The following is a 16,310-nucleotide window of genomic DNA, read 5'->3' as shown; positions in this document are numbered from 1 at the left end:
CCTACCCACTCACTGGTGTTTTCGTCGATAACGTGGATTTCGCCGTTAATGATCTTAATTGTAAGGTCACGCTCTTCCATTTCAGGACGGTCTTCACCGAAATCTGGAGACCAACGTGGTGTAGCGTCAACATCAACGTCTGGGTGTTGTGGGAGATAATCCACATCATTGTCGCTATTGGAACTAGACGACGTGCTCAAAAGCCCTGCAACCAATGCAGCAGAAGCGGCACCAACTGCAGCCCAAGTACCGTTAGATTGTTTTTCGTAAGTGACGTCATCGATTGTGGCTGTCGTGCCCGGAGTTGCATTCGCGTATTGTTCGTTTAACTTATACTGAACAGAAGCATCGATAGCGTTCATCTGCCCGTCAATAAGTTGAAGTGTTTGTTGGTTTGCTAGCTCTACGTCAACTTGAGGTGCAGAAGCAAAAGCAGGTGCTGCTAATACGCTAGAAATTGATATGGCTAAGAGTGATGCTTTCATAAAGTAGGATCTCGTTATTGAATGGAGCGTCTTGCTATCAATGCCTCCTTGGCAAGTGCGTTTATTATTCTCGGTGGTGAGGTTTTCAACAATATAGCCAGCTAGTGTTAATGTATAAATTGGATTTATGCTTTTATGATATTTTGGCTAATCATTAGGCTTTTAAATGATTTGTATGTGTAGTTTGAGTTCTCTACTTTATGTGTTGGCTTTTCATAAGTATTGATAGAAGGCGCGAGGTAAATATGTTCGGTTGGATAAAAGCTTGGATTAGGAAATACGATAAGTGGTGTGAAGAGCTTGGGCTAACGCCTGAAAACAAGCGCAGTTGTGTTCCTTATCGTCGAGATCCTCAAGGGCAGCAAGCTGAGAGTGGGAAAGATGACACAGCAAACAAGTGATTTTCCGCTATTTGATACACATTGCCACGCAGACTTTGAGGCGTTTGAGCAAGGTTTTACCCATGAGCTGAGCATTGAGGGATATATCAAAGAGGCAAAACAGGCTCAAGTTGAGAAGTTACTCATCCCTTCTATCGGTCAAAATAACTGGCATAAGCTTGAGAAAATTGCGCAATCTCACCCCAATGTTTACTACGCATTAGGCTTTCATCCTTACTTTTTAGAGCAAGCGGATGAGATGCAATTTGAAGAACTTCACCAACTACTCGCATCAAAAACACGTCAGTGTGTGGCCATTGGTGAGTGTGGGTTGGACTTTTTTGTGGATGTGGAACAGGAGAAACAAGAGCGCTTTTTCATCCAGCAAATGGAACTTGCCAAGGCGTTTGACCTGCCTTTAATCATCCATGAGAGGAAGTCATACAACCGACTTATTGAGCTAATAAAGCAGCACAAGTTCACCTTAGGTGGTGTGATTCACGGCTTTTCGGGAAGTGAACAGCAGGCTTTGGCTTGGATCAAGCTAGGTTTCTATATTGGCGTCGGTGGAACGATAACTTACCCAAGAGCGCAAAAAACACGCACAACTATCGCAAAATTGCCCCTTGAATGCTTGGTATTGGAAACGGATGCTCCGGACATGCCCATGTCTGGAAATCAAGGAAATGTTAATCATTCCAAATATTTAGTTACGATCTTAAATGAACTTTTTTTGCTTAGAAAAGAGCCAAAGCAATCGATTGCAACGCAAGTTTGGCAAAATAGCCATCGTGCATTCGGTATATGTGAATAAAATCGAAGGTTTTTGTTTATCGTTTGCGTAAATTGCACTGGGCTTGTGATTTGGCTCACATTTGCGTGTGAATGGTACATGAATCTTGTACGAAAGTGTGAGGACGGCATTACTTTATTAGTGGTCGCATGAGTATAATTGCCTCCGCTTTATAGCCCCATTTTGTAACACGCCAATAAATAACTAATAAGGAAGTCATAAACTATGAGCCTGTTTATGAGCCTAGTCGGAATGGTTGCACTGATCGCAATCGCAGTACTACTATCTGACAACCGCAAAGCTATTAATCTAAGAACAGTGGGTGGCGCTTTCGCTATCCAATTCGCACTTGGTGCATTCGTACTTTACATCCCTTGGGGTCGTGATCTACTTGCAGGTTTCTCTGCTGGTGTAGCAAACGTGATCGACTACGGTAAAGACGGTACTGGTTTCCTATTCGGCAGCCTAGTTAACTTCTCAGTTGACGGTATCGGTTTCATCTTTGCTTTCCAAGTACTACCAACTCTGATTTTCTTCTCTGCACTTATCTCTGTACTTTACTACATTGGTGTAATGCAAATTGTAATCAAAGTTCTTGGTGGTGGTCTTCAGAAAGCTCTAGGTACTTCTCGCGCCGAGTCTATGTCTGCAGCAGCAAACATTTTCGTTGGTCAAACAGAAGCACCTCTAGTTGTTCGTCCTTTTGTTCCTAAAATGACTAACTCTGAACTATTCGCAGTAATGTGTGGTGGTTTGGCTTCTGTAGCTGGTGGTGTACTAGCAGGTTACGCATCTATGGGTGTACCTCTTGAGTACCTAGTTGCGGCGTCATTCATGGCAGCACCGGGTGGTCTACTATTCGCTAAAATCATCAAGCCTGAAACAGATACGCCAGACGACAACATCGCTGACGAAATGGACGGTGGCGATGACAAACCAGCTAACGTTATCGACGCAGCAGCAGGTGGCGCATCAGTTGGTCTACAACTAGCTCTTAACGTTGGTGCAATGCTACTAGCATTCATCGGTCTAATTGCTCTAATCAACGGTATCCTAGGTGGCATCGGTGGTTGGTTCGGTATGGAAAACCTAACTCTAGAACTTCTTCTAGGTTGGATCTTCGCACCGCTAGCATTCATCATTGGTGTTCCATGGGAAGAAGCAACTATCGCTGGTTCTTTCATTGGTCAGAAGACAGTTGTTAACGAATTCGTTGCATACCTAAACTTCGTACCATACGTTGGTGAAAATGCTCAAGTTGTTGCAGCAACTGGTCAAGTGATGTCTGAGAAGACTCAAGCTATCATCGCATTCGCACTATGTGGTTTCGCAAACCTTTCTTCAATTGCGATTCTTCTTGGTGGTCTAGGTGGTATTGCACCAGCTCGTCGTCACGACATCGCTCGTATGGGTGTTAAAGCGGTTATTGCTGGTACTCTATCTAACCTGATGGCAGCAACAATTGCTGGCTTCTTCCTATCTTTCTAATCAAGTAGATTTAGATATATAGACGCCATAATAATATCGCCCCGTAGCAAGAAATTGCTGCGGGGCTTTTTTGTTTTTAGGCCTAGTGATTTTTAGTATGAGCACGAGCGATGCTGGGATTCAATAATGGGTCTAGAATGTTTTTTTGAGATACAAACCGTTTGCGTTCTAAGGAGCACTACAATTTATTGATGGATACCTATAATGTATAAGCTAAAGGGATAGGATGTCTCTGTTGGCAAGAAAGTAACCTCGAAATCAACTCGAACGTTATTCTTCTGGGATTAAGCCAAAATTAGCGATACGCTATAGATGTTAGACACAACATGACTGATTTGTTGTGCCATAGACCAAACTGGTACTGTGCGGTGACAAGGATTGCAATTGGTAGCGAAAGTTATCAAGTCTTCAAGGAACCAAGTCCGTTCATTTGTGACTACTGAGCATTACTAAAATATCCATCTATACTGGATGGATGGCGAAGCAGTTAACTATTTGAATATATTGATCGGAGATAGAAATGAGCGATTTAAAAGCAGCAGCTCTACGTGCACTTAAACTTATGGACCTAACTACGCTAAATGATGACGATACTACTGAGAAAGTAGTGGCGCTTTGTCATGACGCGAAGACTGCAGTAGGCAACACAGCTGCAATCTGTATTTACCCTCGCTTTATCCCAGCAGCTAAGAAAGCGTTGCGTGAGCAAGGTACTCCAGAAGTACGCGTTGCGACTGTAACTAACTTCCCTCATGGTAATGACGACATCGAAATTGCTGTTGCAGAAACAAAAGCAGCGGTAGCGTACGGCGCAGACGAAGTTGACGTAGTATTCCCATACCGTGCTCTTATTGCTGGCAACGAAGAAGTTGGCTTTGAGCTAGTTAAACAGTGTAAAGCAGCTTGTGGTGACATCACGCTTAAAGTGATCATCGAAACAGGTGAACTGAAAGAAGAAGCTCTGATCAAGAAAGCTTCTCAAATCTGTATCGAAGCAGGTGCAGACTTCATCAAAACTTCAACAGGTAAAGTGCCAGTAAACGCGACTCCAGAATACGCGCGCATGATGCTTGAAGTTATCCGTGACATGGGCGTTGCTAAAACAGTTGGTTTCAAACCTGCTGGTGGCGTACGTACTGCTGAAGATGCAGCACTATACCTAGCAATGGCTGATGAGCTTCTAGGCGCTGAGTGGGCAGACAACATGCACTACCGTTTTGGTGCTTCAAGCTTACTAACTAACCTTCTTAATACATTAGAAGTAACAGACCAAACTGCTGATCCAGCAGCATACTAATTTACCCATTCGGGTATAAAAAATTAAGTCTGTTTGATGGAGTGACGTTAAGTCACTCCATATTACCTCTTTCCCTACAAACCATACTCACTAGAGTTTGGGAGGCACTAATGTATCTACCTCAAGAAATTATTCGCAGAAAACGTGATAACGAAGTACTGACCACAGAAGAAATTAACTTCTTCATTCAAGGCGTAGCTAAGAACACGGTTTCTGAAGGCCAAATTGCAGCATTTGCAATGGCTATCTTTTTTAATGAAATGACAATGCCAGAACGTATCGCACTAACTTGTGCAATGCGTGATTCAGGTATGGTGATTGACTGGAGCCACATGAACTTTGATGGCCCAATCGTTGATAAACACTCTACTGGTGGTGTTGGTGACGTAACTTCTCTGATGCTTGGCCCTATGGTGGCAGCATGTGGTGGTTTCGTTCCAATGATCTCTGGTCGTGGTTTAGGCCACACTGGCGGTACGCTAGACAAGCTAGAATCTATCCCGGGTTACAACATTACACCAACCAACGAAGTGTTCGGTGAAGTAACGAAAGATGCTGGTGTGGCTATCATCGGTCAAACAGGCGATCTAGCGCCTGCTGACAAGCGTGTTTACGCGACTCGTGATATCACAGCAACCGTAGATAACATCTCGCTAATTACGGCTTCAATCCTATCTAAGAAACTGGCTGCTGGCCTTGATTCTCTAGTGATGGATGTAAAAGTAGGTTCAGGCGCATTCATGCCGACTTACGAAGCGTCAGAAGAGCTAGCGAAATCTATCGTTGCAGTAGCAAATGGTGCAGGTACTAAAACAACAGCAATCCTAACGGACATGAACCAAGTTCTAGCTTCTTCAGCGGGTAACGCAGTAGAGGTTCGTGAAGCGGTTCAATTCTTAACGGGTGAATACCGTAACCCACGTTTGCTAGAAATTACGATGGCATCGTGTGCTGAAATGCTGGTGTTGGGTAACCTTGCAAAAGATTCAGACGAAGCGCGCGAAAAACTGATGACAGTACTGGATAACGGTAAAGCAGCAGAGTGCTTCGGTAAGATGGTAGCGGGCCTTGGCGGTCCAGCTGATTTCGTAACGAACTACGATAACTACCTAGAAAAAGCAGAAATTATTAAACCAGTGTACGCGCTAGAAAGCGGTGTGGTATCAGCAATGGATACTCGTGCAATTGGTATGGCTGTGGTTGGTATGGGCGGCGGTCGTCGCGTAGCAACTGACAGCATTGATTACGCAGTCGGTTTTGATCACTTCATTCGTCTTGGCGAAGTAGCAAGTGAAGATAAACCATTAGCAATGATTCATGCTCGCAACGAACAACAGTGGCAAGAAGCTGCAACAGCATTACAAAATGCAATCACTGTGGGCGGAGAATATACAGCAACGCCAGACGTTTACCGTCAGATTCGTTCTGAATACGTGTAAATAACAGGTATCGGCATACCTCGTGTATGCCGATAAACAGAGTTCTGGTGCAAAGAGCAATAAGTTGGTGAAGAAAATGAAAAGAGCATTTATTTTAGTTTTAGATTCATTCGGTATCGGTGAAACAGCGGATGCAGATAAATTCGGTGATGTAGGTTCTGACACTATGGGTCACATCGCAGATCATTGTGACCAAGGTCTTGCCGACAATGCAGATCGTAAAGGTCCTCTGACGCTACCAAACCTGTCTAAGCTAGGCTTAGCAATGGCTCATAAAGAGTCTACAGGTCGTTTTGCTCCTGGTATGGATGCAGACGCTGAAATCATCGGCGCTTACGGTCACGCTGCTGAACTGTCTTCTGGTAAAGATACGCCATCAGGTCACTGGGAAATCGCTGGTGTACCAGTATTGTTTGACTGGGGCTATTTCACCGACAAAGAGAGCAGCTTTCCAAAAGAGCTGACTGACCGCATCCTTGAGCGTGCAGGTTTGTCTGGTTTCTTGGGTAACTGCCACTCATCAGGCACTGAAATCCTAGATAACCTAGGTGAAGAGCACATGAAGACTGGCTTGCCTATCTTCTACACTTCTGCAGACTCTGTTTTCCAGATTGCTTGTCATGAAGAGACATTCGGCCTACAAAACCTATTAGACCTTTGTCAGATTGCTCGTGAAGAGCTCGAAGACTACAACATTGGTCGTGTTATCGCTCGTCCGTTCATTGGCCCAGGTAAAGGTCAATTTGAGCGCACTGGTAACCGTCGTGACCTTTCTGTTGAGCCACCTGCAGCCACCATTCTTCAGAAGTTGGTTGATGAGAAGGGCGGTAACGTTCACTCAATTGGTAAGATCTCTGATATCTACGCGGGTTGTGGTATCACTCAGAAAACCAAAGCAACAGGTATCCCTGCGCTATTTGAAGCAACCAAAGAAGCGATCAATGAAGCGGGCGACAACACTATCGTGTTCACTAACTTCGTTGATTTCGACTCAGCTTACGGCCACCGCCGTGATGTTGCGGGTTACGCAGCGGCACTTGAGTACTTCGATGGTCGTATCAATGAAATCATCGAGATGATGAAAGAAGACGATGTACTTATCTTAACGGCTGACCACGGCTGTGATCCGACATGGCCAGGTACTGACCATACTCGTGAACACATCCCTGTAATTGTTTACGGTCAAAAGGTTCCAGCAGGTTCTTTAGGCCGTCGCGATACTTTCGCTGATATCGGTCAAAGCTTAGCGTCATACTTTGGCACATCGCCAATGGGACACGGTACAAGCTTTCTATAATAGTTAACGAAGAGAGAGGGAAACCTCTCTCTTCTTTTTTTGTTTTGAGATTAAGGATATTTTCAATGGCTACTCCACATATTAATGCTGAAATGGGTGATTTCGCTGACGTAGTTTTAATGCCAGGCGACCCGCTACGTGCTAAATACATTGCTGAAACCTTCCTAGAAGAAGTGGTTCAAGTGTGCGACGTTCGCAACATGTTTGGTTACACCGGTACTTACAAAGGTCGTAAGGTTTCCGTAATGGGACATGGTATGGGTATCCCATCTTGTTCTATTTACGCGACTGAGCTGATCAAAGACTTTGGTGTGAAGAAGATCATTCGTGTCGGCAGTTGTGGTGCAGTGAGCGAAGATATCAAAGTGCGTGATGTGGTGATCGGCATGGGCGCATGTACTGACTCTAAAGTGAACCGTATTCGCTTTAAAGGTCATGACTTTGCAGCTATTGCGGATTACAAGATGGTGCGCGCGGCAGAAGATGCAGCCAAAGCTCGCGGTGTTGGCGTAAAAGTCGGTAACCTGTTCTCGGCTGAGTTGTTCTACACGCCAGATCCAGAGATGTTCGAAGTAATGGACAAATACGGCATTGTTGGCGTAGAGATGGAAGCTGCAGGCATCTATGGTGTATGTGCTGAATATGGCGCCAAAGCTCTAACGATTTGTACTGTTTCTGATCACATCAAGACCGGTGAGCAAACCACATCAGATGAACGTCAAACGACTTTCAACGACATGATGGTTATCGCATTAGACTCAGTGTTGCTTGGTGACCAAGAATAATATTTATTTGTCTTAGCTTGGTAAGTTAACAGATAACAAAAAGCCCCGTTGCTGCCTGAGCTTCGGGGCTTTTTATTGTATTTAGCACTAACGTCATTGGCTGTTGTTAACTCAACCGAGAACTCCGTCGAATTTCTCACATTGCTAGCAGCTTGCTATACGGAGTCCTTTTTCTGCTGAATCGAGATGTCTATGAGCTAGCATTTTTGAGCAGCAAATTCTCACCAGTTTTAGTCTTCCTTCTACGAATGAGCATGACAAACAGCACACCACTTACAAAACCCATCAGCACCATACCGATCATGTAGCGATCACTTTTGCGATAATGGTGATCAGAAATTGCAGTCATCTTACCCGTTTCGAAGGTCACTCGAATAAAGCCGATGATCGTCTTCTCTGGTGAATAAATAGGTTCAACTAATTGTTGTCTACCGATACTTGCTGTTGAAAGTGGCGTATCTAAGCCAAGAACCTCGCGTACGGAGAGAGCTTTTTCGCTCGAAGCCAGTCGAATACCCTCTGCATCATAGATGGTGGTATCAAACACCAGTCGGTCTTGAGATAGCTGATTAGTAAGATCAAGCAATCGCTCTTGGTCTTGTTGCGTGATCATCTTGCTGGCTGAAAGTGATGCCTGAGAGATAAGCAGCTTGGTAAGAGTTTCCAACTGTTTCGCTTGGATCTTCTCGTTACCTTTACTGATCACGACCGTATTTTTAATCGTTACAACGAACATGGTAGCCAGCAAAATGAGGGCTAGCATTCGTAAAGCGTTACGTATTGAGAACAATGATTCATTCATGTTTCACGAAGCCTGAAATAAACAAATGTTATGATTAAGACATATTGAGACTTGCGTTTTCAAATTGCAATAGGTTAACGTTTAGCATAGTTAATTAGGAATCATACACATGGACGCTCAGAAATATCTGCCGATAAAAAGGCATACCACATTATTAACTCGACTCCCTGAGACTCGTTTCGCTTCTCAACTCGCTAAATCCAAAGCCAATTGGATTGTGTTCGGTGAGTATCTATCTCCACAATCATTCGATGACATCGACTTCTTCACTGGCACTTACAACACCATCCTCGATACGTGGAAGGTTGGGCATTATGAAGTGGCTCTGATGTCAGGCAATCTAACACCAGCACACGAAGAAATCCTCCAAGCGTTAAAGCTTGATTATGCTTGCCTTAGCGAGGTCCCAGACTTATCTAAGCCAGGTTTGATCGTAATGGATATGGATTCTACAGCGATTCAAATTGAATGCATCGATGAGATTGCCAAGCTAGCTGGAGTGGGAGAGTTAGTCTCTGAAATCACAGAACGAGCAATGCAAGGCGAGCTCGATTTTGAACAGAGCCTACGCCAACGAGTAGGAGCACTCAAAGGTGCGGATGAGTCGATATTAGAGCAAGTGCGTCAGTCATTGCCATTCATGCCAGATTTGGTCGGGCTGGTGAATACTCTGAATAAACTTGGCTGGAAAACAGCGATTGCATCAGGCGGTTTTACTTACTTCTCTGATTACCTGAAAGATACCCTTGGTCTTGACCATGCTCAGTCAAACACGCTTGAGATTGTCAATGGTAAGTTGACGGGTGAAGTCTTAGGAGATGTTGTTTCGGCGCAGACCAAAGCGGATATCTTGGTAGAGTTAGCTGAAGAATACGAATTGGAACTGCACAATACCGTTGCCGTTGGTGATGGTGCTAATGACTTGGTTATGATGGGTTCTGCAGGTTTAGGTATTGCCTATCACGCGAAACCGAAAGTAGAGCAACAAGCTCAAACCGCTGTGCGTTATGCAGGTTTAGGCGGGGTGCTGTGCATCTTGTCGGGTGTATTGGCTAAGCAGCAGAAGATCAGTTGGCAAGCGAAACCTTAGGGGGCCTATCTAAGTGCTATTGGCTATGTATCTTATTGGCAATAGTGACTCAGAAAAAAAGCAGGTGATGAGCCTGCTTTTTCTATTTTCAAACCCAGCAAATTGATTCTGACCTAACGAGTCAGCTCCAATCGAATCAACACTTCATCAGTAATATCTTCTATCTCGCCATAACCGATAAATGCAGTAACTTCATTCTCTAGCTTCTTAGCTTGATGCATACTGATGCGTGAAAGCTCTTCTAAATCCGACTGGAATAAACTCGTCAACGGATTAAAGATAGGTGCAGTCGTGACTCGTAATACATACACGTCACCTAAATGCTGCGCTTTCTTAATGAATAAGATGCGTTCCTTTGCTGAGGCGAAGTCTTTGACCAACTTGGTGTGTACCGATTGGATCTTGTCGCCAAACTTTACCGCGGCAATGTATACGTCATGGTGTTTCGGCTCTGCACCTTCAATTCTTTTCAGTGGCTCAGCTAACAGTGAATTAGAGTGCCCTTTGAAAATCGGCTCGAGTGAGAACTTTTGATTATGGCCAAGCTTAGCAAGTAACGTTAGATGCTTATTTAATGGAAAATTCACACCAATGATCTTACAGCGCAGCGTTGAACCTGGCTTATCAATGAATATTGGGTTGCTGACCATCTTGCTTAACAAAATGTTGTGCAGAGATTCGAGCAGCGAATGTGTTGGCAGTATCTCTTGCTTCTTAATCAGCTTGCTTTGATTCTGATCGATAAGTCCATTAAGGAAAGCGATGGTACGCATCGTCTTGGCGTTCTCGGCAATAACCAGTTGCACGTTGCGGCCATTCGGGCTCACTCGAATCACCTGGTAAGGCACGGTGCTCAGTGGCAGGGTCTTGTCATAAAGCTGCAGTTCATTAAAGTTCACCAATACAGGATCATTAACCTTGAGGACCATTGGGTGTTCAAGGTTAATGCTCAGTCCACGCTTAGATATATCTAAGGTGTGTCCGTTCGCCGCTGCGCCATCTTGTGATGTAAGCTGCAGCGGTGACTTAAATTGGTATCTCGGCTCTTTACGACGGGTCTGAGAGTCAAAGTAGATGCTTTGAATATTGCCGACGACAGTACGTGGGTGACGGAAGCGGTTTAATTCACTGCTTGGAATACGTGGCTTTTCACTCAGAAGATAGTCAGCTGCACTTTCGTGATCGCCGATCTCTTGCAAGATTCCGCAATGCGTCAGTTGAGCTGAGCTTTGGGCCAGCGTATCCGAGTGCCTAGCTAATGCTTGTCGCTCGGTGTCTGAAAGTTCGAAAACCGAGAACTTGAACGCTTTCCAACTTTTACGTTTACTACCGACGTGCCAGAACAGTTGTCTTTGTTCACGAGAGGCTTCAGGTAGCATCATTGAATAGAATAAGGTCTTGTTTTGGTGTTCATGGGTAAAAGAGTAGATAACGTTACTGGTTCCCTTCACTCCTGGCTTAGCCAGCAGGTTCATACGTTGCTCGTTGAACAGGGTGCCTAGCGCTTGTTGATTTCGCTCGTCGTGCCAGTATTGCCATAACGGATGGTTGTTATCTGTCAGTAGGGCAAGCTTTAATTCACTGCCGCTGAAGAACAGCGGAAGGTTACAAGTATGCTTTAGATAGGTGTGTTCGATTCCTCGCGTACGAGTTCGAATGATCCTATCTTGGTTCTCATGGCTGGTTTTTTTACTGGTGCTATTTAAAGACTCATCGAGTAAGCGAGCCACAACATTGTTGTCGCTTACCTTGATGGTTCTTAGAAATTTGACCGCGTTGTTCTCATAGGATTCGTCGATACCCAAAACACGAAATTCAACCGCTTGGTTAACATCATTTTCTTGGGACTTTTCGATAAGCTCTGTGAACTTAACGCTGATGATCTCGCCGAGGTTATATCTAAAGGTGCTCGGCACCTTGAACTTTGCACCCGACGGAGAGATATCAACCGTTACACCATGTAGGCTTTGCCCTTTCGATGTGGTGATCTCAACCTGCGAGCTAATCTTGAGTCTGTTCTCTTGGCGCTTTAAGTCGTAACCTAGGTTAATCGCTTCCGCTTCATACGGACTGTTGGCGCTAGTAATGTCGTGGTTACCTTGAGAAGATGTTTTAACTACGCTCATTGGCTGAGTTCGCGGAGTCATTACTAACTCCCATGCGCCTTCTGTGTAACCTTTAAACTTTTTAGTGCCACGTTGATACGCGTTTAAGGCGATATCATCGAGCCAGTGCTTACGGCCGTCTAACGTGAACTGACGACATTCATTATCAATGCGCCCACGTAAATCAATGCTCTTTGTACACGGAGCCATGATACGATTCAGTTCCATTTTAACCAGCAGTTTTAGAGACGGAGATTCGCCTTCTGTCATTTGAGAAAGAAGGAATTCGAAATCTTCGGCGTGGTAGGCCGGGATAAGACGCTCTGCTACAGATAGAATTTCAGATTGCTGCATACTTTTCTTGTTAGAATGGACGGTGCATTTATGTTATCGACTAGTTTAAATCGATCTTTAAGTATAAGTGGTATGACTGCAACGTTTATTTTCACCCGTACGGTCAAATAAGTCACAAATTGACAACATCATTGTGTAACTGAGTAAATTATTGAGGTTTTATGGCTAAGGCAAAGCGAGCTTATGTGTGTAATGACTGTGGTGCTGACTTTCCACGCTGGCAGGGGCAGTGCAACGCATGTGGTGCTTGGAACACGATTACAGAAGTTAGGTTAGCCGCTTCACCTCAGGTAGCGCGTAATGAACGATTGAGTGGTTATGCTGGTGGTGCAACCGAGTCATCAGTTCAAACGTTGTCGGAAATCGACTTACAAGAAGTGCCACGCTTTAGCAGTGGCTTCAAAGAACTCGACCGCGTACTCGGTGGCGGTGTTGTACCAGGCGCTGCAATCCTGATTGGTGGTAACCCAGGGGCTGGTAAATCAACCTTGTTGTTGCAAACCATGTGTCAGCTTTCTTCTCAATTACCGACACTCTATGTCACAGGTGAAGAATCGTTGCAGCAGGTTGCGATGCGCGCTTCTCGACTTGGATTACCAAAGGAGCACTTAAAAATGCTCTCTGAAACCAACGTTGATAAAATCTGTCAGGTTGCGGAAAAAGAACAGCCAAAGATCATGGTTATCGATTCAATCCAAGTTATGCATGTCGCGGATGTTCAATCTTCACCGGGCAGTGTCGCTCAGGTTCGTGAATCGGCAACTGCACTAACGCGCTACGCAAAACAAAATAATGTTGCTGTGTTCTTAGTGGGACACGTAACTAAAGACGGCACCTTAGCCGGGCCAAAAGTGCTTGAGCACATAATTGACTGCTCAGTTCTATTGGATGGCGGAACCGATAGCCGCTTTAGAACATTGCGCAGCCACAAAAACCGTTTTGGTGCGGTCAATGAACTCGGTGTGTTTGCTATGACAGGCCAAGGACTAAAAGAAGTCAGCAACCCATCAGCGATTTTCTTGTCTCGTGGTGAAGAAGAAACCTCGGGCAGTTCGGTTATGGTTGTGTGGGAAGGTACTCGTCCACTGCTTGTTGAAATCCAAGCACTTGTGGACTATTCCCAGCTGGCTAACCCGCGTCGTGTCGCTGTCGGCCTAGAACAAAACAGGCTTTCGTTGTTATTAGCGGTGCTGCATAAACACGGCGGCTTACAAATGGCTGATCAAGATGTGTTTGTGAATGTCGTCGGTGGTGTTAAAGTAACCGAAACCAGTGCTGATCTTGCGTTGGTGATGGCTCTACTTTCAAGTTTCAGAGACCGTGCATTACCAAAAGATGTAGTGGTTTTTGGCGAAGTGGGCCTAGCGGGTGAGATTCGACCGGTACCGAGTGGGCAAGAGCGCCTTAATGAGGCATTTAAACACGGCTTTAAGAAAGCGATCGTACCGGCAGCAAACATGCCTAAAGGAGGCATTCCTGGAATGCAGATCCACGGTGTGAAAAAATTATCGGAAGCAATTAATGCTTTTGATGAGTTGTAATTGAGCTCACTTCAGCTACTCTATACAGCAGAAATTCAGTCTAACTTGAGCGCTATGTACGCTTTAGGTTAGCACTAAACTTAACAGTCACTTAGATTGTTTCTATAGATTGCCTTTTTCTATATGTTAGAAAAAGGCAAAGTTTTTTAGTCCCAAATGCATGCAAAGCTATCAGTCTTCACAGATTGTGATATACTCTGCGCGCATTTTATATCCTATTAACAGAGTAAGACAATGGCAGATTTATCGAAATACAGAAACATTGGTATTTTCGCGCACGTTGATGCGGGTAAAACAACTACCACTGAGCGTATCCTTAAGCTAACTGGTCAAATCCACAAGACTGGTGAAGTACATGATGGCGAATCAACGACTGACTTCATGGAACAGGAAGCTGAGCGCGGTATTACTATCCAATCAGCAGCTGTAAGCTGTTTTTGGAACGATCACCGTCTAAACGTTATCGATACTCCTGGACACGTTGACTTCACAGTTGAAGTATACCGTTCTCTTAAAGTTCTTGATGGCGGTATCGGTGTATTCTGTGGTTCTGGTGGTGTTGAACCTCAATCAGAAACCAACTGGCGCTACGCTAACGAATCAGAAGTATCTCGTCTGATCTTCGTTAACAAACTAGACCGTATGGGTGCAGATTTCTACAACGTTGTTGACCAAGTTAAAAACGTTCTAGGTGCTACTCCTCTAGTTATGGTTCTACCAATTGGTCGTGAAGACGAATTCGTTGGTGTTGTAGACCTACTAAGCCGTAAAGCATACGTTTGGGATGACACTGGTCTTCCTGAAAACTACGAAATCACAGATGTTCCTGCGGACATGGTTGATGACGTTGAGCAATACCGTGAAGAGCTAATCGAAACTGCTGTAGAGCAAGACGATGACCTAATGGAAGCTTACATGGAAGGTGAAGAGCCTTCTATCGAAGACATCAAGCGTTGTATCCGTAAAGGTACTCGTGATATCGCATTCTTCCCTACGTTCTGTGGTTCTGCGTTCAAGAACAAAGGTATGCAACTTATCCTTGATGCTGTAGTAGATTACCTACCAGCACCAACTGAAGTTGATCCTCAACCTCTAATGGATGAGAACGGCGAAGAAACTGGCGAACACGCTATCGTTTCTACAGATGAAACTTTCAAAGCGCTTGCATTCAAAATCATGGATGACCGCTTCGGTGCTCTAACTTTCGTTCGTATTTACTCTGGTAAACTGAACAAAGGTGACACGATTCTTAACTCATTCACTGGCAAGACAGAACGTGTTGGCCGTATGGTTGAGATGCAAGCTGATGACCGTAACGAACTAACTAGCGCACAAGCTGGTGACATCATTGCGATCGTTGGTATGAAGAACGTGCAAACTGGTCACACTCTATGTGATCCTAAGCACCAAGTAACGCTTGAGCCAATGGTATTCCCAACTCCAGTAATCTCAATCGCTGTATCTCCAAAAGATAAAGGCGGTTCTGAGAAAATGGGTATCGCGATCGGTAAAATGGTTGCAGAAGATCCATCTTTCCAAGTTGAGACTGACGAAGAGACTGGCGAAACTATCCTGAAAGGTATGGGTGAGCTTCACCTAGACATCAAGGTAGATATCCTTAAGCGTACATACGGCGTTGACCTAACTGTAGGTGCTCCTCAAGTTGCTTACCGTGAAACTATCACTCAAGCAATTGAAGATAGCTACACGCACAAGAAGCAATCTGGTGGTTCTGGTCAATTCGGTAAGATCGATTACCGTATCAAACCAGGCGAAGCAGGTTCTGGCTTCAAGTTCAACTCTGTAGTTGTGGGCGGTAACGTTCCTAAAGAATTCTGGCCTGCAGTTGAGAAAGGCTTCGCATCTATGATGGAAAACGGCGTACTAGCTGGCTTCCCAACTCTAGACGTTGAAGTTGAACTGTTCGATGGTGGCTTCCACGCAGTCGATTCATCTGCTATCGCATTTGAAATCGCAGCGAAAGGTGCATTCCGTCAATCTATGCCTAAAGCTGGCGCGCAACTTCTTGAGCCTATCATGAACGTTGACGTGTTCACTCCAGACGATCACGTTGGTGATGTTATCGGTGACCTTAACCGTCGTCGTGGCATGATCAAAGATCAACAAGCTGGCGTTACTGGTGTTCGTATTAAAGCTGACGTACCTCTTTCTGAGATGTTCGGCTACATCGGTCATCTACGTACTATCACTTCTGGTCGTGGCCAATTCTCTATGGAATTCGCACAATACGCACCATGTCCAACTAACGTTGCTGACGAAGTGATTGCAAAAGTTAAAGCAGAAAAAGAAGCTGGTAAGTAATTAGCCTTTTTCTCAATTAGCTAAAAAAGCCCCGCAAGTGAAAGCTTGCGGGGCTTTTTATTGCTTGTAACATACTGCGTGAGATGCGTGAGATGCGTGAGATGCGTGAGATGCGTGAGATGCGTGAGATGC

12 protein-coding genes and 1 pseudogene are annotated in these 16,310 nt (G+C 44.8%); 10 read left to right on the top strand and 3 right to left on the bottom strand.

What is annotated here, in order from left to right:
• Positions 1–485 (bottom strand): annotated as a pseudogene (locus ACED45_RS00890) (hypothetical protein); the annotation flags it as partial.
• Positions 486–730: 245 nt separating this feature from the next.
• On the opposite strand from ACED45_RS00890, the gene ACED45_RS00885 reads away from it, so the two are divergent.
• The 7 genes from ACED45_RS00885 to deoD all read left to right on the top strand — a co-directional run bounded on the left by ACED45_RS00885 (position 731) and on the right by deoD (position 7,964).
• Complete coding sequence (locus ACED45_RS00885; RefSeq protein WP_171732460.1) at positions 731–886, top strand: DUF5363 family protein; 156 nt, start codon at positions 731–733, stop codon at positions 884–886.
• A complete protein-coding gene (locus ACED45_RS00880) occupies positions 867–1,679 on the top strand; it encodes a TatD family hydrolase (RefSeq protein ID WP_371713171.1) in 813 nt (270 codons plus the stop codon). The genes ACED45_RS00885 and ACED45_RS00880 overlap by 20 nt, the downstream gene beginning before the upstream one ends.
• 204 nt (positions 1,680–1,883) lie before the next feature.
• Positions 1,884–3,146, top strand: coding sequence for a NupC/NupG family nucleoside CNT transporter (locus ACED45_RS00875; protein WP_060982613.1), 1,263 nt, complete (start codon positions 1,884–1,886; stop codon positions 3,144–3,146).
• Positions 3,147–3,666: 520 nt separating this feature from the next.
• Positions 3,667–4,443, top strand: a complete 777-nt coding sequence (gene deoC / locus ACED45_RS00870; RefSeq protein ID WP_371713139.1) for a deoxyribose-phosphate aldolase — start codon at positions 3,667–3,669, stop codon at positions 4,441–4,443.
• Positions 4,444–4,553: 110 nt separating this feature from the next.
• A complete protein-coding gene (deoA, locus tag ACED45_RS00865) occupies positions 4,554–5,882 on the top strand; it encodes a thymidine phosphorylase (RefSeq protein ID WP_371713138.1) in 1,329 nt (442 codons plus the stop codon).
• A gap of 76 nt (positions 5,883–5,958) precedes the next feature.
• Positions 5,959–7,179 (top strand): phosphopentomutase, encoded by a 1,221-nt coding sequence (locus tag ACED45_RS00860; protein ID WP_371713137.1) that lies wholly within the window; start codon positions 5,959–5,961, stop codon positions 7,177–7,179.
• A gap of 65 nt (positions 7,180–7,244) precedes the next feature.
• The gene (deoD, locus tag ACED45_RS00855) at positions 7,245–7,964 is read left to right on the top strand and encodes a purine-nucleoside phosphorylase (protein ID WP_017066980.1); all 720 of its coding nucleotides are present in this window, start codon (positions 7,245–7,247) and stop codon (positions 7,962–7,964) included.
• Between the two features lie 190 nt (positions 7,965–8,154).
• Here deoD and ACED45_RS00850 read toward each other — a convergent pair whose 3' ends face one another.
• Positions 8,155–8,766, bottom strand: a complete 612-nt coding sequence (locus ACED45_RS00850) for a YtjB family periplasmic protein (protein ID WP_081090108.1) — start codon at positions 8,764–8,766, stop codon at positions 8,155–8,157.
• Between the two features lie 109 nt (positions 8,767–8,875).
• Between ACED45_RS00850 and serB the strand changes: the two genes are divergently transcribed.
• Positions 8,876–9,856 carry a phosphoserine phosphatase gene (serB, locus tag ACED45_RS00845; RefSeq protein ID WP_371713136.1) on the top strand — a complete coding sequence of 327 codons (981 nt, stop codon included), beginning with the start codon at positions 8,876–8,878 and terminating at the stop codon, positions 9,854–9,856.
• 113 nt (positions 9,857–9,969) lie between these two features.
• On the opposite strand, the gene ACED45_RS00840 is transcribed toward serB, so the two are convergent.
• The gene (locus tag ACED45_RS00840; RefSeq protein WP_371713135.1) at positions 9,970–12,315 is read right to left on the bottom strand and encodes a PilZ domain-containing protein; all 2,346 of its coding nucleotides are present in this window, start codon (positions 12,313–12,315) and stop codon (positions 9,970–9,972) included.
• 161 nt (positions 12,316–12,476) lie between these two features.
• Between ACED45_RS00840 and radA the strand changes: the two genes are divergently transcribed.
• Both radA and fusA read left to right on the top strand, forming a co-directional pair.
• Positions 12,477–13,856: a DNA repair protein RadA gene (gene radA / locus ACED45_RS00835; RefSeq protein ID WP_017063288.1), complete on the top strand. Its 1,380-nt coding sequence runs from the start codon at positions 12,477–12,479 to the stop codon at positions 13,854–13,856.
• A gap of 234 nt (positions 13,857–14,090) precedes the next feature.
• Positions 14,091–16,178, top strand: a complete 2,088-nt coding sequence (fusA, locus tag ACED45_RS00830; protein ID WP_019819832.1) for an elongation factor G — start codon at positions 14,091–14,093, stop codon at positions 16,176–16,178.
• Positions 16,179–16,310 lie beyond the last annotated feature (132 nt).

Source organism: Vibrio crassostreae (genome assembly GCF_041439375.1).
GTDB classification, from domain to species: Bacteria; Pseudomonadota; Gammaproteobacteria; order Enterobacterales; family Vibrionaceae; genus Vibrio; species Vibrio crassostreae_D.
Note: the sequence above shows the minus strand (reverse complement) of the source record. Positions and strands in the feature narration are given on the sequence as shown.

Coding starts and splice junctions, on each gene's coding strand:
- ACED45_RS00885 (WP_171732460.1), top strand. CDS start 731: ATGTTCGGTTGGATAAAAGCTTGGATTAGGAAATACGATAAGTGGTGT.
- ACED45_RS00880 (WP_371713171.1), top strand. CDS start 867: ATGACACAGCAAACAAGTGATTTTCCGCTATTTGATACACATTGCCAC.
- ACED45_RS00875 (WP_060982613.1), top strand. CDS start 1,884: ATGAGCCTGTTTATGAGCCTAGTCGGAATGGTTGCACTGATCGCAATC.
- deoC (WP_371713139.1), top strand. CDS start 3,667: ATGAGCGATTTAAAAGCAGCAGCTCTACGTGCACTTAAACTTATGGAC.
- deoA (WP_371713138.1), top strand. CDS start 4,554: ATGTATCTACCTCAAGAAATTATTCGCAGAAAACGTGATAACGAAGTA.
- ACED45_RS00860 (WP_371713137.1), top strand. CDS start 5,959: ATGAAAAGAGCATTTATTTTAGTTTTAGATTCATTCGGTATCGGTGAA.
- deoD (WP_017066980.1), top strand. CDS start 7,245: ATGGCTACTCCACATATTAATGCTGAAATGGGTGATTTCGCTGACGTA.
- ACED45_RS00850 (WP_081090108.1), bottom strand. CDS start 8,766: ATGAATGAATCATTGTTCTCAATACGTAACGCTTTACGAATGCTAGCC.
- serB (WP_371713136.1), top strand. CDS start 8,876: ATGGACGCTCAGAAATATCTGCCGATAAAAAGGCATACCACATTATTA.
- ACED45_RS00840 (WP_371713135.1), bottom strand. CDS start 12,315: ATGCAGCAATCTGAAATTCTATCTGTAGCAGAGCGTCTTATCCCGGCC.
- radA (WP_017063288.1), top strand. CDS start 12,477: ATGGCTAAGGCAAAGCGAGCTTATGTGTGTAATGACTGTGGTGCTGAC.
- fusA (WP_019819832.1), top strand. CDS start 14,091: ATGGCAGATTTATCGAAATACAGAAACATTGGTATTTTCGCGCACGTT.